The organism is Cupriavidus agavae (assembly GCF_004217045.1).
In the GTDB taxonomy this organism is placed as follows: Bacteria; Pseudomonadota; Gammaproteobacteria; order Burkholderiales; family Burkholderiaceae; genus Cupriavidus; species Cupriavidus agavae.
The window spans coordinates 491,553-516,647 of record NZ_SGXM01000002.1 but is presented as its reverse complement, the minus strand read 5'-3'; the positions used below and the strand labels follow the sequence as shown (position 1 = coordinate 516,647).

The window sequence follows — 25,095 nt, the reverse complement described above, 5'->3', positions numbered from 1 at the left end:
GCCGGCGTGCGTGCAAGTTCGTAAGAATCCGATGTCATGCGGCGCGCAAACCGTGCGCAGTCGGTGAGGGTGTTCCGGCTGGCCGCGTGAGCCAGCCGCCCGGGCTTTCTCCCCTCGCCCGCCGCGCGGGAGAGGGGAACGCATGACTACGGCAATCCCCGGCGATTACCAGCCGTTGAACCCCGCCCCGGCCGCCGAGGTCGCGTCCTGCCGCTGGACGCGAATGTTGTTTTCCACCTCGTTCACGCCGAACGTGTTGTCCGCCATGTCCTCGATGTCGTACTTCTGGCTGCGGCGCTGCACGGTGCCGCCCAGCGTGACCTTGCCGTTCTCCACGTCCACCGTGACCTCGCTGACATCGACCCCACTCGTGAAGGTCAGCCGCTCGCAGATTTCGTCGCGGATGCGGTCGTCGGTGCGGGTGTAGCCGCGCGGGCCGCTACGGCGCTCGGTGTCGTCATCGGTGCCGAACCAGTCGCTGAACGCCTGCCCGATCCGATGGCCGATGTTGTAGAGCATGCCGTGGTCTTCGTCGTCGTCGCCGTAGCGGTCGCGGCGATCGTCGCCGTAGCGGCCGTCATCGTCGTTTCGCCAGGTTCCGCCGCGTGCGGCGTAGCCACGGGCCCCTTCATGGCGCCGGTCGTCCGACTGGGAGCCAAGGTAGTCGCGCCCATAGCTCTGCGCGCGCGATGGGCGGCTTTCGCCCCATTCGTCGGTCGACTCGGTCCAGTAGCGGGTGTCACTGCGCAAATCGTTGAAGTACGAGCCCTGCCGGCCCGATCCGCCGCCGTAGCGGGGCTCGCGCTGCTCGGCGCGGCGCAGCCATTCCTGATCGGCGTTGCCGAAGCCCTGCTGGCGCTGGCCGGACTGGCCGTAGCCACCGTAGCTGCCGCCGTAGCCAGCGTCATTGCCGTAGCTGCCGCCGGCGCCACCATGGCGGCGCACACCACCCTGGCGTTCGAAGTCGCCGCCATCGCCAAGGTCGCCGTAGTCGCCAACTTCGCTGGCGTAGCTGCGGCTCTGGTATTGCTGCCGGCTGCGCCACGCCTGATCGTCTTCCGGAGAATTGCCATAGCCGCCATTCAGGCCATAGCGCAGATCGCTGCCATATTCGTTGCCCTGGTCGCCACGGCGATAGCCGCTCGGTGCCGGTCCGCCGTCACTGGTCTGTCCCGGCGCCAGGCGCTGGCGCTGGCGGGCGTTTTCCCAGCGATCGTCTGAGGATTCGGGCAGCCAGTCGTCCTGGCCCATCCAGCGCGAGCCGCGCTCGTCGTCCCAGGGATCGCCCAGATCGTCGTCGCGGAGGTTTTCGGTAGCCCGCCAGGTGTTGCCCCGGCGATAGCGCTCGGTACGGTAATCGGCCATGTTACGCTCCTGTTGGTTACGGGTTTGCCAGGCGCCACCTCCCCGGTGGAGGCGAGCGTCGTCTCTGGCAATTCCCGAACAGGCGCAAATTCCGTACCGCGCTGCAAAGCCACCTGCCTGCTGGGCTGGCGGGAGGCGCAGAGGTAGCCGGTGTGCAAGCCTTGCGCCGATGCATGTAAAGACTGCACCAGCGCCCGGCCTTGGCCGGCTATCGGGCGTTGACGCGACGCAGGCTGGCGGGCGGCGGGGTGAGGGGTGTGCGTGGTGTGGCTTGTGATGCGCTTTCAGCGGGCGCGGCGCGGTCGCCCGGCGTAGCGCGTTCAGGCCGGACTGGCGCGATGCCTTCCACGGCATGGAATAGCTGGCTGTTCGCGTAGTCCGCCGCGACGGCATCCAGGAAATTCGGGCTGGCCGGCGGTGGCGGCAGCGCTTTGTCGGCCAGCGCGGCGGTGTGGAAGCAGAGCATCAACACCCGCAGCAGCACGATCAGGCCGCGAATGCGATAACGGATGACGGGAGGATGACTGGGACGTGGCGGCGCGACGACGCCCGGCCGCAGTTGGGGCGGGATCAACATGGCAGTTCTCCGAGAAAACAGGACGCTTCAGCAGGGCATCGGGCGGTGGCGCCACGTCCGATGCAGTCATGCGTCTATTCGCAGAGAACATGCCACCCGCCGGCGGCGGGTTAGCGGCACTTCTACAGGCAAAACAAGGGAAATACGGTGTCTTGGCCCCAACACCACGAGGCAGAACCGTCCGCCGCCAGCCAACAGCACTGGCGGCCGCGCTAGTGCGTATGGGGGTGCTCTCCGCCTCGGTGGGTGGCATGGCCATGGCCCGCGCCCGGTGGCGGCATCTGGATATCGGCACTGCAACTCGGGTGCTCGGCGTCATGCTCGTGCGGCTCCAGCGCCCCCGGCACCCGCCGGCTGCCCAGCCCCTCGGCACGCAGCCACGCCAGCGTGGCCTCTGCGGCGCGGTCGATCAGCTCGCCGCACCGCGTGTAATCGTACGGGGAGACATCGAGCGGACACAGCGGCGGCACCACGGCGATATGCGCGTGGTCGCCCCAGCGTTCCAGGTCATGCACGAGTTGCCGCGCTACGAGCAGGGACAGCGCGTTGAATGCATGCTCCATTGCGCCGCGCGGGGGACGCCGCTCGGCGCATGCAAAGCCGGCCGGCAGCACCACGATACGCGTGGCGCCAAGCCGGATTGCCGTGGAGACCGGCGTATTGTTGGCCACGCCGCCATCGATCAGCTTGCGCCCCTCGACCTCCACTGGCGGAAACACGCCCGGAATGGCCGCGCTCGCCAGCACGGCGCTGACCATGCTGCCCGACGACAGCACGACCTCCTCGCCGCTATGCATGTCGGTGGCCACCACATGGAGCGGAATGCTGGCGTTCTCGACGCGCGCATCGCCAAAGTGGCGGCTCAGCAGCCGTTTCAGGCCGAATGACTCCACCAGATGCCCCCGGTTGCCCATGATCATCCCGAACATGCTGCGCCACGACCACGGCAGGATGTCGTTACGCGTGATGGCGCGCCACAGGCTCTCCAGCCGTGCCGTGCCTTCGATATCGGGATGGCAGGCGAAATAGGCCCCGTTGATCGCACCGGCCGAGGCACCGATCACGAGATCGGGCTTGACGCCCCAATTGACCAGTTCCCGCAGCATGCCAACCTCGATGGCGCCCAGGCTGCCGCCGCCGGCGAATACGAATGCAGTCTTTTCCATGGTGTTCGTCGCGGGGGCGCTCGCCGCCCGTCAGATAGGTTGCGTGTCAGTTGCGTGTCGTCGTGCGGAGAGCATAGGCCACTTCCGGCCGGGTAAAAAGGGGGCGGGAACCCGGGGTGGGAGCCGTCAGGGCGTTGGCCCGGCGACGAGGGCCGCCAGTTCCTGCCGCATGGCCGGCAATAACCGCGCGGCACCGCGGGCCAGATTTACCTGCATGGTCGTATCGGCAATCTCGATCAGCGCCGGATCGACGTCGTAGCTGCCGCGCTCGTCCAGCCAGCGCAGTATGTCCGCCAGATGCCATACCGACGCGGCGCCTTCATGCACTGGCAGCGGGAAGGAACCCGCATGCGTGGTCATGAGCTTGCGCATGTTCTGTCGTGACACTCCGACCGTGTCTGCCACATCGGTCAGACCCACGAAATCCGGCGTGGCTTCGACGAGCCGCGCGCCATGTACGGCATCGCGCACATTGGCGAGCGCACTAATGATGGCTGCGCGCGCGCTGTCGGCCTCCCGCGTGAACATCAACGCTACCCGGCCAGGAATGCCGATACCCACCAGCGCATCATTACAGCCATGGGCATGTCGCGCACTTGGTACCGTCACCAACAAAAAACCCGGCTCGTATCTCGATACGGCGCCGGGTTGGCGGGAGTGAGGGGTGCGGAAGCCGCTGGCGGTCAGGCGGCCAGGATCTCGTTGGCGGCTGCCGGCAGCATGCTGCCGTGGTCACGGTAGTTCAGATGCCAGGAAAAAGCCTCTTCGAGCACATGAGGGGTCTGGCCGCCGCGCAGGCAGGCGCGGCGGTAGTAGTCGAGCAGGCCGTCACGGTAGGCGGGATCGGCGCAGTTCTGGATCACCTGCAGCGCGCGCTCGCGCGGGGCCAGGCCGCGCAGGTCGGCCAGGCCGTGTTCGGTGACAAGGATGTCCACGTCATGTTCGCTATTGTCCACATGCGACACCATCGGCACGATGCTCGAGATCTTGCCGTCCTTGGCCACCGACTTCGTCACGAAGACCGACAAATGGGCGTTGCGTGCGAAGTCTCCCGAGCCGCCGATGCCGTTCATCATGTGCGTGCCGCCCACATGCGTGGAGTTGACGTTGCCGTAGATGTCGCATTCGAGCGCGGTATTGATCGTGATGAGTCCTAGCCGGCGCAGCACCTCGGGGTGGTTGCTGATCTCCTGCGGGCGCAGCACCAGCTTGCGCTTGTAGTGTTCGATGTCAGCCAGCACGCGGTGGTAGACCGGTCCGGACAGGGTCATCGACGAGGCCGAGGCAAAGCGCAGCTTGCCGGCGTCGATCAGCGCGATGGTGCTGTCTTGCAGCACCTCGGAATACATGGTCAGGTCGTGGAATGGCGAATCGGCCAGGCCGTGCAGCACCGCGTTGGCGATGGTGCCGATGCCGGCCTGCAGCGGCTGCAATGACGGCGACAGGCGTCCGGCACGCACTTCGCGTTCGAGCAGGGCGTTCAGGTGGCCGGCGATCTGGCTGGTCTCGGCGTCGGGCGGCAGGGCGTTGGACGGGCTGTCGTCGCGGCCGGTGATCACGATCGCGGCAATCCGCGACGGGTCCACCGGGATGTAGGGCAGGCCGATCCGCTGTTCCACCGCGATCAGCGGAATCGGCTGGCGGTACGGGCGTTGCACCGGGAAGGCGATATCGTGCAGCCCTTCCAGCCCCACGGGCATGTTCAGGTTCAGTTCGACGATGACCTTGCCCGCCATCCGGGCGAAGCTGGCCGAGTTGCCGACCGAGGTGGTCGGCACGATCCCACCCGATTCGGTGATCGCGGCGGCCTCGATCACGGCGATGTCCACCGGGGCGATCTGCCCGCTGCGCAGTTGTTCGACCGTCTCGCCCAGATGCTGGTCGATGAACATGACCTCGCCGTCGTTGATCTTGCGGCGCAGCGTGGAATCGGACTGGAACGGCAGGCGGCGCGCCAGGACATGGCTCTCGGCCAGGATGCGGTCGGTATCGTGGCCCAGCGAGGCGCCCGTGATCAGCGTGATCTGCAGCGGATCGGCGGCGGCGCGGCGTGCCAGCGCCAGGGGCACGGCCTTGCAGTCGCCGGCGCGCGTGAAGCCGCTCATGCCCACCGTCATGCCGTTCCGGATCAGCGCGGCGGCCTGGTCGGCCGACATGATCCGGTCCTGAAGGGCGGGCAGGCGAATGCGATCGCGGTACATCTGGTCTCCTGGATGGGGGCTGTCTGATGACCCGGCGACGGCCCGGAGGCCGGCGGCAGGCGTTGCGTCTTGCAGGCGCGAGGCACAGTGTAGCCAGCGCTTAAAATTCTCACCATGATTTAAAGCGCTGGTACCCAGTCGGTTTTTTCATGGTCCGAGATGCTGCGCGGACAGGTCCGAACGCGCAGGCGCAACCTTACCCGCAGACCGTCCGCCGCTTCATGATCCCGCGCAAGAGCGGCGCAGGCGGGCCGGTCATCCGCATCCTGAAATCGTCATGGGGTTTTCATCCGGGGCGGATTACTATCAAGCCCAGTGTCTGACAAGGGGAGCGGAGCATGGCCATAGCGCAGCAGATGTCGTCGTCCGAAACCGATGCCCACGAGGCGCCCGATGGCGCGCCCGTCGAGACACCGCTCGACGCCCCCTACTCGCAGCTCGAATCGCGCCGCCACCAGATGTTTCCCACGCTGACGGCGGCCGAGGTCGAGCGGGTGCGCCGCTTCGGCACCGTGCGCACCTGGCGCGCCGGCGAGATGATCTTCCAGACCGGCGACACGGGCCGGGGCATGCATGTGATCCTGGCCGGCCGCGTGCGGATCGACCAGCTCGACGGGTTCGGCGACCGGATACCCATTACGGAGGAAGGGCCGGGACAGTTCCTGGCCGAGGTGGGCCAGCTCACCGGCAAACCGGCGCTGGTCGATGCCGAGGCGCTGGAAGACTGCACGATCCTGGTGGTGCCGCCCGACAGCCTGCGCGCGTTGCTGGTGGCCGAGGCCGATCTTGGCGAGCGCATCATGCGCGCGCTGATCCTGCGCCGCGTCGGGCTGATCGAGCAGGGCGGCGGGCCGATCCTGGTCGGCAAGGGCACCCAGCCGCTGCTGCTGGCGCTGCAGGCGTTCCTGCGCCGCAACGGGCATCCGCACCGGGTGATCGATATCGAGACCGAGCGAGATTGCACCTGCCTGCTTGATTTCAGCCACGCGCCGCAGAGCGATTTCCCGCTGGTGATCTGTCCGGACGGCAGTGTGCTGCGCGCGCCCGACGAGGGCCAGCTTGCCAGCTGCCTGGGGCTGGTGCCGGAATTCGATCCCGGCCATGTCTACGACGTCATCGTGGTGGGCGCCGGCCCGGCCGGGCTGGCTACGGCGGTCTATGCGGCGTCCGAAGGGCTGTCGGTGGCCGTGCTCGATTGCCGCTCGCCGGGCGGCCAGGCTGGCGCCAGCGCGCGTATCGAGAACTACCTGGGCTTTCCCACGGGCATCTCGGGGCAGGCGCTGGCCGGGCGCGCGTTCGTGCAGGCGCTCAAGTTCGGTGCGCACCTGGCGATTCCGTTGGAGGCGCGGGCGCTCCATTGCGGAGCCAATCCGATCGAACTGGAACTGGCCGACGGCCGGCGCATCGCCACGCGCACCGTGGTGGTGGCCAGCGGCGCCCAGTACCGGCGCGCCGAGATCGACGCGCTGGATCGCTACGAGGGGCGCGGCGTGTACTACTGGGCCTCGCCCGTGGAAGCCAAGCTGTGCAAGGACGAGCACGCGATGCTGGTGGGCGGCGGCAATTCGGCCGGCCAGGCGGCGGTGTATCTGGCCTCGCACGCGGCCGAGGTGCACATTCTGGTGCGCGGCGAGGGGCTGGAAGCCACGATGTCGCGCTACCTGATCGACCGCCTCAGGAGCCTCGACAACGTGCACCTGCACACGCATGCGCAGATCACGGCCATGGAAGGCGAGGGCTGGCTGTCGACGGTGCGGTACAAGGAGCGCGCCCAGGGGGCCGAGTGCGTGGCGGTGCCGATGCGCCATGTTTTCCTGTTCATCGGCGCGGCGCCGAATACGGAATGGCTGCGCTCGTGCAACGTGACCACCGACGACAAGGGCTTCATCCTGACCGGCTTCGATGCGCACCAGTCGTGCACGGAGCGGGCCGACTACACGCTGGAAACCAGTGTCCCGGGGGTGTTCGCCATCGGCGATGTGCGGTCGGGGTCCACCAAGCGGGTAGCCGCCGCCGTGGGCGAGGGCGCGGCGGTGGTGGCGCAGATCCACAAGTATCTGGCGAGCGTGGAGCAGACCAGCGGCCAGGCCGCAGCCCGCGGCTGATTCCCTGCCGGTGTGGCTCCCCTCTCCCGCGCGCGGGAGAGGGGAGAAAGCCAGCAGTGAGAGACAGGGCCGAGAATGAAACAACCCCGCACAGGACCGCCGTCCCACCAATTCCTGCGCGTTTTCCCCAGTCACCGGGCCTGACCCGGGACTCCCGCCTCATGTGCGCGCACGCGTCGATCTCCACAATTGGCTCCACGGTTCGGCCATCGCCGTCCGTTCTTTCTTTCGGAGTTCCAAGTTGGAGTAATTACGATGTTGAACGCAGCAAAGACCCTCTTCACCGCTTCCGCACTGACCTTCGGGCTGTCGACCGCCGCACATGCCGGCGCCTGGAGCGAGATTTTCATTCCGTCGAGCGCATCCACCCAGCACACCGCCGCGTCGGTGTGCAAGCGTGGCAGCTTCGACTCGTATTCCGAAGGTATGCGGATGGGTCCGCGCGACGCCTTTGTGGATGGCGGCAATCGCCAGGGGCCGCGCGATGCGTTCACCGATGGCGCGCGCAGTGTGGGCCAGCAGGGCGGCTGCGCCTCCCGCGCGGCCTGACCGGCCTGCCGTCCCGGACCGGACGGCTGACTGACGGCAAACTGCCCGGTGCGCATGGCGTGCCGGGCAGTTTTTTCGTCTCCGATCGGCGAGTGGCTTCCCGTGGCGTTCCTGATCCGGCGCGCGCCGCGCGTCCTGCGTCTGGCCTCGCGCACTTTGCGCAGCCGGGAGTGCGCGCCGATGTCGGCGCGATGGGGAACGTTGTCTAAGATAGGTGAGTCGCCCGGCCCGACCGGACGCGGCGCGTCCGGGCCGGCCAAGGGCCGCGGACACGCCGCATCGCACGTCTCCTGCCCCGCGCGCGACGCCGCCATGCCCATGCTCAAGCAGCAGATACGCCTTTGCACCAGCCCGGACCGCGTACGTCTGGCGTATGCGATCACCGGTAGCGGGCCGCCGCTCGTCAAGGCCGCCAACTGGATGAGCCATCTCGAATTCGACGTCGGCAGCCCGGTCTGGAGCCATATGCTGTGCGCGCTGTCCGCGCAGCACACGCTGATCCGCTACGACGAACGCGGCTGCGGCCTGTCGGACCGCCATGTGGACGATCTCTCGTTCGATGCCTGGCTGCGCGACCTGGAAACCATCGTCGATGCCATGGGCGTCGACCGCTTTCCGCTGCTGGGCATCTCGCAGGGCGCGTCGATTGCCGTGGCCTATGCCGTGGCGCATCCGGAGCGGGTCAGCCACCTGATCCTGCACGGCGGCTATGCGCGCGGCCGGCTCAAGCGCAATCCGGGGCCCGAGATGCGCGAGGAGGCCGAGTTGATGATCCGGCTGGCCGAGATCGGCTGGGGTCAGGAGAACCCGGCGTTCCGGCAGTTTTTCACGACCCAGTTCATCCCCGGTGGCACGGCCGAGCAGCACCGCTGGTTCAACGAACTGGAGCGGGTGTCCACCTCGCCGTCCAACGCGGCGCGCTTCATGCGCATCTTCAACGATATCGACGTGGTGGCGCTGCTGCCGCTGGTCACGTGCCCCACGCTCGTGCTGCACGCGGTTTGCGACGCGCGCGTGCCGTTCGACGAAGGGCGGCTGATCGCCAGCATGATTCCCAATGCCCATTTCGTCCCGCTCGACAGCGGAAACCACCTGCTGCTGGAAGCCGAGCCCGCCTGGGACCGGTGGATCGACGAGGTGCGCGCCTTTCTCCCGGCGCCCGCGCCTGCCGCCGACCCGGCATTCGGCACCCTGACCCGGCGCGAGCGCGACATCGTGGTGTTGATCGCGCAAGGCCGCGACAACGCCCAGATTGCCGCGCACCTGGGGCTATGCGAGAAAACCGTGCGCAACCACATCACCAGCATCTTCTCGAAACTCGAAGTCGAGAACCGGTCGCAGGCTATCGTCCTGGCGCGCGAATCGGGCTTCGACCGCCAGCATATCTAGGCGGCTTTTCGGGCTTTCCGGCTTTTTTCTTCCTATATTCCGTGCTTGACAAGACAGGTCTGTCTACCAACAATGATGAGACAGATCTGTATATCGTCGTTTCTCGAATTTCCCTGCTCAAGGAGAGCCTGCATGTCGAATCAGACCGAATCCCGTCCTCCCTTCCCGCCGTTCACCGCCGAGACCGCCGCCGCCAAGGTGCGCGGCGCCGAGGACGGCTGGAACTCGCGCGATCCGGCCCGCGTGGCGCTGGCCTACACCGTGGACAGCGCCTGGCGCAACCGCGCCGAGTTCGTCAACGGCCGCGAGCACATCGTGGCGTTCCTGACCCGCAAATGGCAGAAGGAACTCGATTACCGGCTGATCAAGGAGTTGTGGGCGCACGACGGCAACCGCATCGCGGTGCGCTTCGCCTACGAGTGGCACGACGACTCCGGCAACTGGTACCGGTCGTATGGCAACGAGAACTGGGAGTTCGACGAGAACGGGCTGATGCAGCGGCGCTTTGCGTGTATCAACGACGCGCCGATCAAGGAGGCGGACCGCAAGTTCCACTGGCCGCTGGGACGGCGCCCGGACGATCATCCGGGGCTGAGCGAACTGGGGCTGTAGGAATTTTTCCCCTCTCCCGCAAGCGGGAGAGGGGAGCAAGAAGCCCTTACTGCATCGCCTTCAGATTCCCCACCCGTACCAGCATCTCCGTGAACATCTGCATGTCGAGGTTCAGGTCGGAGACTTCCTTGTACTCCCTGGCGTTGTGCGCGGTGTACTTCTTGCCGGGCATGGCCGGGCCGAAGTTGATGGCGTTGGGCATCAGCTTGGCCGTGGTGCTGCCGGCGGTGGGCACGGGTTTGGCTTCGAGGCCCGTGGTGTCGCCGTAGACGTTCAGCAGCGTCGAGAGCCACGCGCCCTTGGGGTCGCGGGCCATCCAGTCGCCCTGGTCGTGCTGGATCTCCAGCGTGGTGTGGGTGCTGGCCGCCCACGCCTGCACGCGCGCGGCGATCTTCGCGCGCAGTGCGTCGGGCGTGGAACCGCGCGGCATGCGCACGTTGGCCGTGACTTCCAGCTTGCCGTTGCGCTCGCGGATCAGCGTCGGGGAGATCGTCAGCGGGCCCATGAAATCGTCGCGGTAGCCCACCTCGAGCTTTTCGCCGAGGTAGCCGGTGCCATACAGGTCAGTCAGGTAGCGGATGGCGTGCGCATAGGCGTTGTCGGCGAACTGCACGCCGGCGCCCTGCAGGAACAGCGCCAGGCGGGGTACCGGGTTCACGCCTTCCTCGGGGCGCGAGCCGTGCGCCGACGAGCCCGTGACCTTGACGTCGACGGCGTCGCCGTTGCGGGCAATGTCGATGGTGAACTTGCCTTGCGCCGCGTGCTGCGCGATGAATCCGGCGCGGGCCTTGTCCAGTGCCGCGGCGGTGGCGGCGGGATCGCCGCCCGTGATGCGCGCCGTGGCGGTCTGCGGGATGGCGTTGGCCGACGCGGCGCCGGCCATGGCGACGATGGCTGGCAGCTTGCCGTCGGTCGCCTGCACCGGAAAGCGCACCGTCAGCGCGCCCGAACCCTTCTCGGCCACCACGGCCGGGTACTTGCTGTCGAGCACGATGTTGTACTCGGGCAGCGCGGTCTTGTCGCGGTAGTACTTCATGCCGTCGCCGCCGGTCTCCTCGGTGGTTTCGATCATCAGCCGGATCGAGCGCGCCAGCGGTACGCCGCTCTCGCGCACGGTCTTCATCGCGTAGAGCGCGGCGGCAATCGATCCCTTGTCGTCGATCGTGCCGCGCCCGTAGAGGTAGTCGCCCACGCGCGTGACCTTGAACGGGTCGAGCTTCGTGCCATCGTCGAGCACCCACTCGTCGGCCACCACGGGCACCACGTCGGCGTGCGTCAGGATGCCGAACGTCTCCTTGCCCTGGCCGGGCAGCGTCACCTCGAACACGCGGTTGTCGACATTGCGGTACTGCAGGCCGAAATCCTTCGCCATGCGCTCCACGACCTTGCCGAAGTCGACGATCGCCGGGTTCTCGTGCTGCGGCACCTTCTCGTCGCGCACGGTGCGCAGCGCCACCATCTCGGTGATGCTGTCGAGCACGGCCTGGTGGTTGTGCACGCGGTTGTAGACGCCCAGCAGCCGGCCGATGTTCACGAGGTCGTCGCCCTGGAGCGGCTTTCTGGCGCGGTAGGCGCGTACGGCCGGGGCCAGCGTCGGATCGGCCTTGGCGGCGGCGTCCAGGAAGGCGGTGAAGCTGGCTGGCGGGTTGGCGGTGGTGCGCGCCACGAGCTGGTCCAGCGCCGGTTTGGCCAGCGGAGCGGCCAGCGCGCCGGGGATGCCGGCGGCAAGCAGGGCGGCGGCAAGGAGGGCGGCCAGCGGGGTGGCCACGGGCAGCGCTACGGTCAGGCGGGTCATCGGATGGTTGTCCCTTCGTCTTTTTGATGTGCCGGGAATGATAGCGATGGCCGGGCGTCGCTCCAAGCTCACCCGATAGAAAAGAACAATCGTATTTCGTCCATCGATAATAGTAATTACCAATCGAGATGGTTGAAACGATGAATTGTACAAATCACATGCCGGCCGGGAGAATGCACTCCATCGCCACCACACGTGGCACACACCCACCCTCAGGAGTCATACCCATGCTGCAAAACCGTGAAGGCCAACGCGTCCCCAATGTCACTTTCCGCGTTCGTGAAAACAACGAGTGGAAGGACGTGACCACGGCCGATCTGTTCCACGGCAAGACCGTTGCGCTGTTCTCGCTGCCGGGCGCCTTCACCCCCACCTGTTCGTCGACCCACCTGCCGCGCTACAACGAACTGGCCCCGGCCTTCCGTGCCGCCGGCGTGGACACCATCCTGTGCGTGTCGGTCAACGACACCTTCGTGATGAACGAGTGGGCCAAGGACCAGGAGTCCGAGAACATCGTGATGATTCCGGACGGCAACGGTGAGTTCACCGACGGCATGGGCATGCTCGTGGACAAGGCCGACCTGGGCTTCGGCAAGCGCAGCTGGCGCTATTCGATGCTGGTCCGGGACGGCGTGGTCGACAAGATGTTCATCGAGCCGGAAGAGCCGGGCGACCCGTTCAAGGTCTCGGACGCCGACACGATGCTGAACTACATCGCCCCGGACGCAAAGCGTCCGGACCAGGTGGTCGTGTTCTCGAAGGTCGGTTGCTCGCACTGCGCCAAGGCCAAGCAGTTGCTGTCGGACAAGGGCTTCGAGTACATCGACGTGCCGCTCGACAACAAGATCCGCGGCAAGGTGCTGGGCGCCATGGCCGGCAGCATGACCGCGCCGCAGGTGTTCATCAACGGCAAGCTGGTCGGTGGCGCCGAGGCGCTGGAGCAGTACCTGGCCGCCTGATCCGCAACGATCCCCCGCCCGGGCCCGGTTCCCCCGACCGGTGTCCTGGGCACCTTTTCCCCCGCAGCTCCCTCGCGCCCCGGCGCGAGGCGGTCACGGGCCGGCAGTCGCCGGACCCGATGGCACCGGCTTGCCGCAAGCCTGCCCGGTGCCATCCCATCCGCCGATTGGTCAGTGCAGACCACTGAAAGCAGGCATTACCCAGGAAACGCATCATGAAGACGATTCAGACCGACGTGGCAGTGATTGGAGCAGGCACCGCAGGGCTCGCGGCATACCGGGCGGCCATCGCCGCCGGCAAGCGCGCCGTGATCATCGAGGGCGGCGAGTATGGCACCACGTGTGCCCGCGTGGGCTGCATGCCGTCGAAGCTGCTGATCGCCGCGGCCGAGACGGCGCACGAGGCGCGCCATACGGCGGCGTTCGGCGTGCATGTGGACGGCCCGGTGCGGATCGACGGCCGCGCGGTGATGCAGCGGGTGCGCAGCGAGCGCGACCGCTTCGTGGGCTTCGTGGTCCGTGGCGTGGAGAACATTCCCGAGGCCGACCGCCTGCGGGGCTTCGCCCGGTTCATCGACAACACGATGCTGCAGGTGGGCGAGCATACCGAAGTGCGCGCCAGCCGCGTGGTGATTGCCACCGGCTCGCGTCCGGCCGTGCCGGCGGCGTTCGGGGTGTTCGGCGACCGCCTGGTCATCAACGACGACGTGTTCTCGTGGCAAGACCTGCCGCGCAGCGTGGCCGTGTTCGGTCCCGGCGTGATCGGGCTGGAACTGGGCCAGGCGCTGTCGCGGCTGGGGGTGCGGGTGCGCGTGTTCGGCGTGGGCGGCGGCGTGGGTCCGCTGACTGATCCGGAAATCCGCGAATATGCCGCGGAAGCCTTCAACGCCGAGTTCCCGCTGCAGCCGGATGCCACCGTGACCGATATGCGCCGGGAAGGCGACGAGGCCGTGATCTCGTTCGAGACGCCGAGCGGCAACGTGGCGACCGAGCGCTTCGAGTACGTGCTGGCCGCCACGGGCCGCCGGCCCAACGTGGACAACCTGGCCATCGACAACACCGCGCTGAAACTCGACGCGCGTGGCGTGCCCGAGTTCGATCCGGTGACGCTGCAGTGTGGCGACGCGCCCGTGTTCATCGCCGGCGATGCCAACAACGTGCTGCCGCTGCTGCACGAGGCGGCCGATGAAGGCCGCATCGCCGGCGAGAGCGCGGCGCGCTGGCCCGACGTGCGCGCCCTGACGCGCCGTGCACCGATCGCCGTGGTGTTCTCGGACCCGCAGATCGCCATGGTCGGCAAGCGCTTCGCCGACCTGACGCCGGGCAGCTTCGTGACCGGCGAGGTCAGCTTCGAAGACCAGGGCCGCAGCCGGGTGATGCTGAAGAACAAGGGACTGATGCACGTCTACGCCGACCGCGCCACGGGCCGCTTCCTGGGCGCCGAGTGGCTGGGTCCGCGCGCCGAGAACATCGCGCATCTGCTGGCCTGGGCGTATCAGCAGGACCTGACCATCGCGCAGATGCTGGCCATGCCTTACTACCACCCGGTGGTGGAAGAGGGTTTGCGGACGGCGCTGCGGGATGCCGAGGCCAAGCTGGTGCAGTTGGACGAGGCGGCTTGAGGCAGGGAGCAAATCCGCAGCGGGGCAATGTCCCAACAATACAGACCTGTCTCCTATAATCCCGGAGACAACATCCTTTCACGCCAATGAGCACGCTCTCCGCCCGCGACCGCATTCTCGATACTGCCGCCCGGCTGTTCTACCGCCAGGGTTACCGGGCGACCGGCATCGACCGCATCATCGCCGAGTCCGGCGTAGCCAAGATGTCGTTGTATCGGCACTTTCCGTCCAAGAACGATCTGATCTTCGAATACCTGCAGCGCCGGCATGATCAATGGATGGCGTGGTTCGAGACGGGTGTGCGCGGCCGGCTGGCGGAGACGGCGAACCTTGATGTGATTGCCGATACGCTTGGCGAATGGTTCGGCACCGAAGACTTCCGGGGCTGCGCGTTCATCAATATGGTGGCCGAAACCGGCTCCGGCGCGCCGGACGATCCCCGCCTGATGGCGCAGGCGGTCTCGCACAAGGCGGCGCTGGAAGATTTTGTCGCCGCGATCGCCGCAGAACTGGGTCTCGCCGATCCGGCAGCGGTGGCTGCCGAGGCCATCCTCTGCATCGAAGGCATGATCGTTCGCGCGCAAACCACACACGACACGACGATCGTGGATGCCGGACGGCGCACTTTGGCGCGCCTGCATGCTGCCTGCGCCGCCTGATACCCGGTGGCGTAACGCGCTGAAACACAGCGCTACAAGGTAAACCCTGATGTCACGGTAAGATGCTGACCGTCAGTTGCCGGCGGCCGCTATCGTGCTGCCGGCGATGTTCGGGATGCCCTTGTGAATGCAGTCAACAACGCCCGGCGCACCGAGATCGACCTGATTCGCGGCATCGCGCTGCTCTTCATCGTGGTCGATCACGTCAACGGCAGTGTGCTGGCCGACTATACGATCCGAAATTTCCAGCTGTTCGACGCCGCCGAGGTGTTCGTCTTCCTGGCCGGCTATTCGGCCGGCGCCGCCTATCTGGCGATGGAAGCGCGCGACGGTGCCAGCGCCGCGCGCAAGCGCCTGCGCCGCCGCAGCTGGGAGATCTACAAGACCTTCGTGCTGACCGGCGTGCTGATGCTGCTGTTCGGCTTTGTCCTGGCGCTGTGCAAGGTGCCGGCGCCGGCCGTGCGCGCCACCGAGGCGCTCGACTTCATGGCCCAGCCGCTGGCCACCGTGCTGCAGGTGGTGGGGCTGGTGCGCCAGCCGTTCGTGTCCGATGTCTTGCCGATGTACGCCGTCTTCATCGGCGTGGCGCCGCTGGCCATCCGCTGGGCGCGGGCTCAGCCGCTGGCGTTCATCTGCGGCAGCGTGGCGCTGTGGCTGATGTCGCCGTCGCTGCTGCCGTTCCTGCCCAGCAGCGAGCCGCGCGGCTGGAGCTTCAATCCGTTTGCGTGGCAGTTGATGTTCGCCATGGGCCTGCTGGCGCGGCTGCGTCCCGATTTCATCCTGCCGCAGCAGACCATCGTGCGCCGCGCCTTTACCGCTGGCGCGGTGGTGGTGGCACTGGTATGCATGGCGGCGGCCTACCTGTGGATGCGGCCGCATGTCTACGAGGCATGGCTGCCGGCGTGGGTGCCGACCATGGTCTTCCCGCTGCCCAAGCAGAGCCTGGCGGCGCTGCGCGTGGTCAGCTTCCTGGGGCTGGCATGGCTGGTCTACCTGGCGGTGCGCGCGGGATGGATCGGGCGCATGGCCAGCTTCATGGGCCCGGTGGTGCAGATCGGGCGCCACAGCCTGTTCTGCTTCGTGCTGGGCGCCGTGGTGTCGGTCGGCATCGAGGGGCTGACCTACGGCTTCGCGGGCGGCCGCCCCACCCGGCCGGTGGCGCTGACCGGCGACATCGTGGCCGTGGCCGTGCTGCTGCTGGCCGGCGGCTGGTACGGGCGCCGCAAGGAGGCGCGCAAGGTTGCCGCGCGCGCCAAGCCGAAGATCGTTTCCGCCTGAGCGGTCAGGGCGCCTCCGTACGCGTGCGGACCCAGGCGATGGCCCGCGCCAGTTGGGCCGAGGTGTCGCCGGCCCGGTAACTCATGATCACCGGCGAGACAAAGCCCGGTGCTTGCACCGGCACATAGCGCACATCGTCCCGATGCAGGCGCTGCACCGAGGCCGGCACGAGTGTCATCCCCAGGCCCGCCGCCACCAGCCCCAGCGCCGTCTGCAGCTCATTGGCCTCCTGTACGATCCGCGGCTGCAACCCCTGCGCCCGGAACAGCGCCAGCACGTGGTCGGCATAGCTTGGCCGGGGGCGGGCGGGGTAGAGGATCAGCGGTTGCCGCGCCAGCGTACCGGCATCGAACGGCCCTGCCGGGGACGGCGCCGCAGCCGGCATCGCGGCCACCAGCGGCTCGGCCATCACCACCTGCTGGACGATGGCCGGGTCACTGAAGCGCAGCCGGCCGAAGGCCAGGTCGATCCGGCCGGACTTCAGTGCGTCGAGCTGCTGGACGGTGATCATCTCCGTCAGCCCCACTTCGACGCCGCTGTCATCGCCGCGCAACTCGCGGATCAGGCCGGGCAGTACGCCGTACAGCACCGATGGCACGAAGCCGATGCCGAACCAGCGCTTCTCGTTGCGGCCAATGCGCCGCGTGCCTTCCAGCGTCTCTTCCAGCCGCTGGGTCAGTTGCAGCGACTGCTCCAGCAGGAAGCGGCCCGCTTCGGTCAGCCGCAGCCCGCGCCCGACCCGGTCGAACAGCGCCACGCCGATTTCTTCCTCGAACTGCCGGATCTGGCGCGAAAGCGGCGGTTGCGCCATATGCAGCTTCTCGGCAGCCCGTGTCACGTTGAGTTCCTGCGCCACGGCCTGGAAGTAGCGCAAATGCCGGAGTTCCATGGTTCCATACCTTACGGGTATCAATCGAGACATCTTCGGTCTTGGACACCCGCCACGTCAACGGCCATACTCGGTTTCACAATGAATCCGCATGGAAAAGGTATGACCGCGACGATTTCTTCCATTGAGGCCATTCTGGTGGACCTGCCCACGATCCGGGCCCATCAGCTGGCGATGGCCACGATGCAGCAGCAGACGCTGGTCATCGTGCGGATGCGCTGCAGCGACGGCGTGGAGGGCATCGGCGAAGCGACGACGATAGGCGGGCTGTCCTATGGCGACGAGAGCCCGGAAGGCATCAAGCTGACGATCGATACCTATCTGGCGCCGGCGCTGGTGGGCCAGGACGCCACCAATGTGCACGGCGCGATGGCGCGGCTCAACAAGGTGGCGCGCGGCAACCGTTTTGCGAAGTCGGCGCTGGAGACCGCCATGCTCGACGGGCAGGGCAAGCGCCTGGGCGTGCCTCTGGCCACGCTGCTGGGTGGCGCCGTGCGCGACACGCTGCCGGTGCTCTGGACACTGGCCAGCGGCGACACGGCACGCGATATCGAGGAGGCCGAGCGCCTGCTGGCCGAGCGCCGCCACAACACGTTCAAGCTCAAGATCGGCCGCCGCAGCGTGCGCGACGACGTGGCGCATGTTGCGGCCATCAAGCGTGCGCTGGGCGACCGGGCCCGCGTGACCGTGGACGTCAACCAGGCGTGGCACGAGGCCGACGCCGCCCCGGGCATCGCCATGCTCGAAGCGGCGGGCATCGACCTGATCGAGCAACCCACGCCGCGCGACCATCCCGCCGCGCTGGCCCGCCTGGCCCAGCGTTTCGTGGTGCCGATCATGGCTGACGAGTCCGTGGCCGGCCCGGCGGATGCGATGGAACTGGCGCGGCTGGGCGCCGCCGACGTGTTCGCGCTGAAGATCGCCAAGTCGGGCGGCATTTTCGGCATGCTGCGCACCGCTGCCGTGGGCGAGGCGGCCGGCATCGCGCTCTATGGCGGCACGATGCTGGAAGGCGCCGTGGGCACCATCGCCGCCGCGCATGGCTTCTGCACGCTGCCGCAACTGGCGTGGGGCACCGAACTGTTCGGCCCGCTGCTGGTGAAGGACGACATCGTGACCGAACGGCCCGTGTACCGCGACTTTGCGCTGCACCTGCCGCAAGGCCCCGGGCTGGGGCTCGGCATCGACGAAGACAAGCTCGCGCACTATCGCCGCGCCTGAGCCCGGGCCAGGACACCCGGGACACCCAGGACGCCCAACGCCCAACGCCCAAAGCATCGAAAAGACCACGGAGACAACATGAAAACCCTGCTGCCGACACTGGCCATGGCCGCCGCACTGCTCGCCGCCGCGCCGGCCCACGCCGCGTACCCCGACCACCCGATCCGCTGGGTCGTGCCGTTCCCGGCGGGCGGCGCGATGGACAACATCGCGCGCACGCTGGGCGAGGACATGGCGAAGACGCTGGGCCAGGCCATCGTCGTCGAGAACCGGCCCGGGGCCGGCGGCAACATCGGCGCCGAACTCGTGGCCCGCGCGCCGGCCGATGGCTACACCATGATCATCGTGGCCAACGGCATGGCCGTGAACCCGGCGCTGTACGGCAAGCTGGCCTACGATCCGCTCAAGGATTTCGCGCCGGTCTCGCTGCTGGCCGTGGTGCCGAACGTGCTGGTCGCCAACAAGGCCAGGACGCCCGCCAGGACCGTGGCCGAGGTGATCGCCAGCGCCAGGGCGAAGCCGGGCAAGTACACCTACGCGTCGGCCGGCAACGGTACGTCGATCCATCTGGCCGGCGAACTGTTCACGTCGATGGCGCAGGTGGACCTGCTCCATATTCCGTACAAGGGCTCGGGCCCGGCCATCACCGACCTGCTGGGCGGGCAGGTCGACTACATGTTCGACAGCATCACCTCGGCCAAGCCCCATATCGACAGCGGCAAGCTCACGCCGATTGCCGTGACCACCAGCAAGCGCTCGACGGCGCTGCCGAACGTGCCCACGGTGGCCGAGGCCGGTGTGCCCGGCTATGAGTTGTCGCCGTGGTTCGCCGCCTTCGTGCCCGCAAGGACGCCGCAGCCGGTGATCGACACGCTGAACCGCGCGATGGTGGAAGCGCTGAAGAAGCCGGCGGTGCAGCAGAAGCTGGCCGGCATCGGCGCGGAGCCGATCGGCAGCACGCCGGCCCAGTTGAAGGACCATCTGGCGAAAGAAACGGCTAAGTGGGGAACGCTGATCCGCGAGAAAGGGATACGCGGGGATTGAGTGTGGTGGCTCCCCTCTGCCGCGTTGTGGGAGAGGGGAGCCAAGCCCGGCGGGAGTCAGAAACTCAAGGCACCACGGTCAGGAACAGATACGCCGCAAAAATCACCAGGTGCACCACGCCCTGCAGGATCGTCGTGCGGCCCATGCCCAGCGTGAGCGCCGCGACGGTCATCGTCAGGAACAGCAGCAGCATTTCCTTGGCGCCGAGGCCCAGTTCCAGCGGGCGGCCCAGGAACACGAAGACGGCGGCCACGGTGGGGATGGTCAGGCCGATACTGGCCAGCGCGGAGCCCAGCGCCAGGTTCAGGCTGGTCTGGATGCGGTCGGCACGGGCGGCGCGCAGGGCCGCGAGCCCCTCGGGCAAGAGCACCAGCGCGGCGATCACCACGCCCACCACGGCCGGCGGCAGGCCGGCGTCGAACACGGCACGCTCCACGAACGGCGACAGCAGCTTGGCCAGCGCCACCACCGCCACCAGGCAGACGATCAGCAGAATCGCGCTGGCGGCGGCCACCTTCGTCGGCGGCGGCGGCGCGTGCACGTTCTCGTCGCGGCTGCCTTCCACGAGGAAGTAGTCGCGGTGGCGCACGGTCTGCACGAACACGAAGCAGCCGTAGAGCACCAGCGACATCACGCCCGCGAAGATCAGTTGCGACGATGACAGCACCGGGCCCGGCGTGGTGCTGGTGAAGTTGGGCAGGATCATCGTCAGGCCGAGCAGCGTGACCAGGATCGCCATGGCGGCATTGGCGCCCGGCGCCTGGAACGCCTGCTCGCGGTGATGCAGCGCGCCCACGAACAGGCACAGGCCGACGATGCCGTTGCAGATGATCATCACGGCGGCAAACACGGTGTCGCGCGCCAGGCCGGCTTTTTCGGGGCCCGAGGACAGCATCACCGAGACGATCAGGGCCACCTCGATCACGGTCACGGCAATCGCCAGCACCAGTGTGCCGAACGGCTCGCCGACCTTGTGGGCGACAACCTCGGCATGGTGCACCGCGGCAAACACCGCGCCGGCCAGTGCGGCGGCCATCACCGCTACGGTCCATCCCTGATCCGTCAGAAGAATACCCAGGCCGAATGCGACCCAGGCGGCCAGCGGGGACCAGATGGTCCAGGCTGGCAGCTTGTTGGAAGTTGCCATTGCTCTTGATTCCTTGTTATTGGCACCCGCGGGCGCGGGCGCGCGCGCCGCATGGCGCGGGCGCAACAGAGTCAGGCAATGGGATGGGGCCGCAGTTCCCGGCGGGGCGAAGTTTTGCCGCTTCAGTCCCGCCGCGGCGGGCTGGCGGCCGGCGCACCGGGTTCGGCGGGCCGTGGCGGCGGGGCCGGATCGAGGTCGCGCAGTGCCGGGTGGTGCCGGGCGATCCAGCGCGCGGCGACGATGATGACAATCAGAAATGCAACAAAGTATCCGACGAAAGAGACTGCATTCATTGTTCTGACCCCGAGGTTTCGGCTCTGATGGCCGGTGGCCGGTCAGTATGGGCGGCGAAGCCAGCGGCGGACACCCTCTCTCGGAGGGGCGCTCGAATCACCCGAACGGGGGGTCCGCGTGCCCGGTCAGAACAACGAAGGCTGGATGTCGTCGTCTTCGGCTGGTTTGGCGGGGGCGGCGGGAGGCTTCGCGCGGGGCGCCCGGACGATCGGCGCGGGCTCGGCCCGCATCGCACTGGCCGGAAACAGCTTCAGGAAGCTGCGTGCCACCTCGGGATCACGGGTCTGGAGCCACGCATCCCACTCGTCCGGCGGCACGATGACCACCGAGCGCTTCTCGTCGCCGGGCCGGTGCATCCTGTTCAACACCGGGTGCGAGGCCGCGTTGACCGTCAGCATCGTGAACGAGAGCGACTGGTCGGGCCATGCGCGCCACAGGCCGGCGATGCCGAACGCGGGCGCGTCGGGCAGCCAGATTTTCCAGCGCTCGGCCTTGCCCGGCCGCTCGGGCGTGCCGCCTTCGGGATAGGCGTATTCGTAGAAGGCGCTCGCCGGCACGAGGCAGAGCTGGCCCTGGCGCCATGCCGGGGCAAAGGTGGGCTTCTGGCCCACGGTCTCGCTGCGCGCGTTGGTGGTGTCGTAGCGCCGCGCGCCGGGCGGGGTGCGCTGGCGCGGCACCATGCCGAACGTGGCCAGCGCGGCATCGCGCAGCCCGTCGGCGCCGCCACGGATGATGGGCGCGGCATAGTCGGGCCAGGTTTCCTCGGGGTAGACGCCCGGAGGCGGCTCGACGCCGAAGATCTCGCGCAGGATGCGCAGCTGGATGGGGGCGTAGTTGGTACACATGGCGGGCGGGTGCCGGGGGATCGTTCCGCTATCGTCGCGGCAGCCGGCCGGGGCGGTCAACCGGAATCTGCGCGCCCACCCGGCTCAGTAGGTGATGGTGGCCGTCACCGTATCGGTGTAGGCGCCCGGTTGGGGCGTGGTCTGCGGCGGCACGCGGCCGTAGACCGTGAGCGTCTCCGCGGTGCCCAGGCCGGGGCGGGCCACCGTGGAGGTGCCGCGCGAGCCGTCGCCCCACGGCACCGTGCGATTCGAGTCGGAAAACAACTGGTAGCTGACGGTCTGGTTGCCGCCGCCGGTACGCGTCATGCGCCGGCTCGCCACGTTCGCGCCATTGCCGGTACCCGCGTTGAGCGCAATGGAATACGGCGCGCCGCTGGTGCACTGCACGGTGATCTGGCTCGTGGCATCGCGGTTGGCGGTCAGCAGCCCCACCGAGCCGAAATCGAGCGGCGTGGCGGTGATGTTGCAGTCGGCTACCACGGTGGCGCTGGCGGTGAAGGTGATGGGGATGGCGTTGCCGGTGATCTGGCTGCAGTCGGGCGGCAGCAGCAGGTATTCGAGGTAGGTGACCTGGGCGTTCAGGCCCGTGAACTGCGAGGTGTAGGTGCCGGCGCGCGCGCCGGTCTGGTTGGCCAGCACCCGGCCATAGTAATTGGCGGTGGCCGAGCCATTGCCGAGCAGCGCGCCGAAGTCGAGCATCACCGGCGGCGCCGAGGCGCCCGTGCTGCGCGAGCCCCAGACCTGCGAGCGGTCGCTGTTCGCGTAGATGTTGAAGTTCAGCGTCTGGGCGCCGTTGGCCATCACGCGCGGCACCACGGTGGTTCCGGCCGCGCCGGTGCCGATGTTGATGCAGGCCCGCACGCGCACCGATACGGCCAGGCCCGTGCAGGACACCGTGATCGTGCCCTGCACATCGGCCGGGCTGCCGCTGACCGGGCTGTAGTTGCCGAACGCCATCGACGGCGCCGTGGCCGTGCAGACCGCGCGGGCGGCCGGGCTGAAGGTCAGCAGGGCCAGCAAGGCAAGCAGGCCGGGCGGGACCAGCGCGGCGCGCATCATGGCGCGGCGGCCTGGCAGGGCACCGGGCCGAGCCGGGGCAGCGCGTCCGCGGTGGCAGCGTAGTGCAGGCGGGCCGTGCAGACGCCATCGGCGGTCTCGGCGTGGAACGTGTTCTGGTCGTTCAGCGATTCGAAGAACGCCAGGCCGTCGTAGCCCACCACGGTGCGGGTGCCGCTTTCGAGGTGGATGACGACCGTGCCGGCCGGCAGCGGCTGGCCCTCGGCATCCACCAGCACCACCTGTCCGCCGCGATACGACTCGATCGAGAACGCGGCCAGCGCGCCGGACTGCAGCGCCGGGGCGATCGACAGCCGCGTGGAGCTGAGGCGCGTGTTGACCGGCAGCGCCAGCGCGTCGATCTCGATGCGGTTGGCGTCGTAGGGCAGCAGGTTCGGCACGAGGATGTGGCCGCTGGCGTTGGTATTGCCGATGCGGCGGTTCTCCACGAGCACGGGCAGGTCCGCCACGCCGCCCGTGGACACCAGCGCGAAGCTCTGGTCGATGCGCCGGCCCGCCATGACCGTGCCGTCCATGGCCACCAGCGAGCCGCTGGCGCCGAACTGCGTGCTGACGCGCCCCTGCAGGTCCTGCACCGCGCCGTAGGCGTCGCCATAGCGGCCCCGGAAGTTGGCCTGTGCGAAGCCGCGCCATGTGCCGGCACCCTTCTGGCCGCCCAACTGCCAGCCCCAGCCGCCCTCGTACGGCGTGGCATGGCTCACGGTGCCGATCATGGTCGGCTGGCCGTCGTCGCGGCCCACCGTGGCGGAGGCCGTGGTGTCGCTGTCGATCAGGAAGGTCAGCGTCAGCGTGGCGCCGTACGACGACCCGGCCGCGAAATCGCGGTAGGCGCTGGCCGTCATCGACACGCGCCGGCTCCACTGCGAGGTCCACGCCAGCGAGCCGATGCGCGCCGCGCCGTACACGGGGTCGGAGAGATCGACGTAGCTGGCGGCGATATTGCCGTTGCGCCGCACCGGCACCGAGACCGTGGCGCGATACAGCGCATTGGGCATCGGCGCTCCCGAGCGGGCCGCCAGGTCTGTGTAGCTGCCGAACGTGCGCGTACCCTGCAGGTCGATGCTGAACCGGGGCGTGCGCCACTGGTAGCCAAGGCCGAGCTGGTTGCCGCCCGAGGCACTGACGCTGCCCGACAGGTTCAGCACGCCGGTGGCCGGCAGCTTGAACAGCACTCCGCCGCCCGCGATACCCACGCCGCGCGAGGCTTCGGCATGGCCCTCGACGGTCAGCGTGTCGTTGACGCCATAGCGCACCGAGCCATTGGCGGCCGGCGCCGAATCGTAGCGGAACGAATCCACGCCGTACTGGCTGCGCAGGAAGCCCACCTCCACCGAGTAGTCGAACAGCCCGGCCGCCAGCAGGCGGGCATCCACGTAGAGCGGCACCGTGGTGCTGATATCGCGGCCCAGCGCATCGCGCACGACGATGGTGGCCTGGCCGGCCCCGCTCAGCGCCGGCGCGTTGTTGATCACGAACGGACCGGTGGGTACCTGTCCGGAATACTGCCGCACGTTGTTGATGTAGAGGTCGACCGCGCCGGGCACGGCGGCCGAGCCGGCCAGCGCCGGCAGCGGGTAGGTGATCAGGTCGGGCCGCAGCCCGAAGTTGCGGCGCCACTGGAACCCGCCCAGGCGCACCGGGCGCGACCAGGGCAGGGCGCCGGTAATCATGTCACCCACCAGCACCGACTGCATGCCCGTGGGATCGGCATGGCTCCAGTTGGTGTCGAGCCGCACGTAGCGGGTATCGCGCCCGTAGAACGACGCCACGCCCGTGTTGCTGAAGACCCCGCCCGGATGGAAGAAGCGCTGCTCGCTCCAGAGGCCGAGGTCCTGGCCCGAATCGGGCTGGCCATAGGCCTCGTAGTTCAGCACGAAGCCGCGTCCGGGCGTGACCGGCGGCCGCACGCGGCTGCGCGCGCCAAGCTGGGTGGGCATGCGTTGGGTATCGTCGACGGTCAGGTAGACGCGCTGCATGGCCGGCTCATAGCTGTAGGCCACGCCGGGCAGGCGGTCCAGCGGCACCATGCCCTGGGCGTCGGCCAGCGCGGGGTCCGCGCGCAGGCCCAGGTCGCGCAGTTCGTCGAGCGGCGTCAGCAGTTTGCCGTCGCGGTCGGCGAAGCGGGCGACGCTTCCGGTGGACTCGCCATTGACCATGACCTCCAGGTACGCGGTGTGGCCGAGTACCTTGCCGATCCCCTGCGCATGGAGCGCGCTGGTCGCCAGTGCGGCGGTCAGCGCGGAGAGCGCCAGCACCAGGCGGCGCGGCATGGCGCGTGAGAGGGGGGAGCGGGCCGCCATG

21 protein-coding genes are annotated in these 25,095 nt (G+C 68.2%); 10 read left to right on the top strand and 11 right to left on the bottom strand.

Annotated features, from left to right (window positions below):
* Positions 1-165: 165 nt before the first annotated feature.
* The 5 genes from EV147_RS13320 to EV147_RS13300 all read right to left on the bottom strand — a co-directional run bounded on the left by EV147_RS13320 (position 166) and on the right by EV147_RS13300 (position 5,309).
* Positions 166-1,365 (bottom strand): BON domain-containing protein, encoded by a 1,200-nt coding sequence (locus EV147_RS13320; RefSeq protein WP_130391644.1) that lies wholly within the window; start codon positions 1,363-1,365, stop codon positions 166-168.
* 208 nt (positions 1,366-1,573) lie between these two features.
* Positions 1,574-1,942 (bottom strand): hypothetical protein, encoded by a 369-nt coding sequence (locus EV147_RS13315; RefSeq protein WP_130391643.1) that lies wholly within the window; start codon positions 1,940-1,942, stop codon positions 1,574-1,576.
* A gap of 212 nt (positions 1,943-2,154) precedes the next feature.
* Entirely contained in the window at positions 2,155-3,108 is a 954-nt protein-coding gene (locus EV147_RS13310; protein WP_130391642.1) for a patatin-like phospholipase family protein, read from the bottom strand.
* A 126-nt stretch (positions 3,109-3,234) separates the two neighbouring features.
* On the bottom strand, positions 3,235-3,669 hold the full coding sequence (locus tag EV147_RS13305; protein WP_198680237.1) for a helix-turn-helix transcriptional regulator: 435 nt from the start codon (positions 3,667-3,669) through the stop codon (positions 3,235-3,237).
* 122 nt (positions 3,670-3,791) lie between these two features.
* Positions 3,792-5,309, bottom strand: coding sequence for an acetyl-CoA hydrolase/transferase family protein (locus EV147_RS13300; protein WP_130391641.1), 1,518 nt, complete (start codon positions 5,307-5,309; stop codon positions 3,792-3,794).
* 338 nt (positions 5,310-5,647) lie between these two features.
* Between EV147_RS13300 and EV147_RS13295 the strand changes: the two genes are divergently transcribed.
* The 4 genes from EV147_RS13295 (at position 5,648) to EV147_RS13280 (ending at position 9,964) form a co-directional block, all read left to right on the top strand.
* Positions 5,648-7,414: an FAD-dependent oxidoreductase gene (locus EV147_RS13295; protein ID WP_130391640.1), complete on the top strand. Its 1,767-nt coding sequence runs from the start codon at positions 5,648-5,650 to the stop codon at positions 7,412-7,414.
* 255 nt (positions 7,415-7,669) lie between these two features.
* Entirely contained in the window at positions 7,670-7,963 is a 294-nt protein-coding gene (locus EV147_RS13290; protein WP_130391639.1) for a hypothetical protein, read from the top strand.
* Between the two features lie 312 nt (positions 7,964-8,275).
* Positions 8,276-9,352, top strand: coding sequence for an alpha/beta fold hydrolase (locus tag EV147_RS13285; protein ID WP_130391638.1), 1,077 nt, complete (start codon positions 8,276-8,278; stop codon positions 9,350-9,352).
* 132 nt (positions 9,353-9,484) lie between these two features.
* Complete coding sequence (locus tag EV147_RS13280) at positions 9,485-9,964, top strand: nuclear transport factor 2 family protein (RefSeq protein WP_130391637.1); 480 nt, start codon at positions 9,485-9,487, stop codon at positions 9,962-9,964.
* A gap of 46 nt (positions 9,965-10,010) precedes the next feature.
* Here EV147_RS13280 and EV147_RS13275 read toward each other — a convergent pair whose 3' ends face one another.
* Positions 10,011-11,759 (bottom strand): dipeptidase, encoded by a 1,749-nt coding sequence (locus tag EV147_RS13275; RefSeq protein ID WP_130391636.1) that lies wholly within the window; start codon positions 11,757-11,759, stop codon positions 10,011-10,013.
* Between the two features lie 227 nt (positions 11,760-11,986).
* Here EV147_RS13275 and EV147_RS13270 point away from each other — a divergent pair, with 227 nt between their 5' ends.
* From EV147_RS13270 to EV147_RS13255, 4 genes are all read left to right on the top strand, one after another.
* Positions 11,987-12,718, top strand: coding sequence for a glutathione peroxidase (locus EV147_RS13270; protein ID WP_130391635.1), 732 nt, complete (start codon positions 11,987-11,989; stop codon positions 12,716-12,718).
* A gap of 215 nt (positions 12,719-12,933) precedes the next feature.
* Positions 12,934-14,340 (top strand): dihydrolipoyl dehydrogenase, encoded by a 1,407-nt coding sequence (locus EV147_RS13265; protein WP_130391634.1) that lies wholly within the window; start codon positions 12,934-12,936, stop codon positions 14,338-14,340.
* Between the two features lie 86 nt (positions 14,341-14,426).
* A complete protein-coding gene (locus EV147_RS13260) occupies positions 14,427-14,999 on the top strand; it encodes a TetR/AcrR family transcriptional regulator (protein ID WP_130391633.1) in 573 nt (190 codons plus the stop codon).
* A 123-nt stretch (positions 15,000-15,122) separates the two neighbouring features.
* Positions 15,123-16,277 (top strand): OpgC domain-containing protein, encoded by a 1,155-nt coding sequence (locus EV147_RS13255; RefSeq protein WP_130391632.1) that lies wholly within the window; start codon positions 15,123-15,125, stop codon positions 16,275-16,277.
* A gap of 4 nt (positions 16,278-16,281) precedes the next feature.
* On the opposite strand, the gene EV147_RS13250 is transcribed toward EV147_RS13255, so the two are convergent.
* Entirely contained in the window at positions 16,282-17,166 is an 885-nt protein-coding gene (locus EV147_RS13250) for a LysR family transcriptional regulator (protein WP_130391631.1), read from the bottom strand.
* Positions 17,167-17,268: 102 nt separating this feature from the next.
* Between EV147_RS13250 and EV147_RS13245 the strand changes: the two genes are divergently transcribed.
* Both EV147_RS13245 and EV147_RS13240 read left to right on the top strand, forming a co-directional pair.
* The gene (locus tag EV147_RS13245; protein ID WP_130391630.1) at positions 17,269-18,387 is read left to right on the top strand and encodes a muconate/chloromuconate family cycloisomerase; all 1,119 of its coding nucleotides are present in this window, start codon (positions 17,269-17,271) and stop codon (positions 18,385-18,387) included.
* Between the two features lie 78 nt (positions 18,388-18,465).
* Positions 18,466-19,431 (top strand): tripartite tricarboxylate transporter substrate binding protein, encoded by a 966-nt coding sequence (locus EV147_RS13240; RefSeq protein ID WP_130391629.1) that lies wholly within the window; start codon positions 18,466-18,468, stop codon positions 19,429-19,431.
* Between the two features lie 64 nt (positions 19,432-19,495).
* Here EV147_RS13240 and EV147_RS13235 read toward each other — a convergent pair whose 3' ends face one another.
* The 4 genes from EV147_RS13235 to EV147_RS13220 form a co-directional block, all read right to left on the bottom strand.
* A complete protein-coding gene (locus EV147_RS13235) occupies positions 19,496-20,578 on the bottom strand; it encodes a calcium:proton antiporter (RefSeq protein WP_130391628.1) in 1,083 nt (360 codons plus the stop codon).
* 419 nt (positions 20,579-20,997) lie between these two features.
* Positions 20,998-21,717 (bottom strand): SOS response-associated peptidase, encoded by a 720-nt coding sequence (locus EV147_RS13230; RefSeq protein WP_130391627.1) that lies wholly within the window; start codon positions 21,715-21,717, stop codon positions 20,998-21,000.
* Positions 21,718-21,801: 84 nt separating this feature from the next.
* Complete coding sequence (locus EV147_RS13225) at positions 21,802-22,776, bottom strand: Csu type fimbrial protein (protein ID WP_235844721.1); 975 nt, start codon at positions 22,774-22,776, stop codon at positions 21,802-21,804.
* The gene (locus tag EV147_RS13220) at positions 22,773-25,094 is read right to left on the bottom strand and encodes a fimbria/pilus outer membrane usher protein (protein ID WP_198680236.1); all 2,322 of its coding nucleotides are present in this window, start codon (positions 25,092-25,094) and stop codon (positions 22,773-22,775) included. The genes EV147_RS13225 and EV147_RS13220 overlap by 4 nt, the downstream gene beginning before the upstream one ends.
* Position 25,095: the final 1 nt, after the last annotated feature.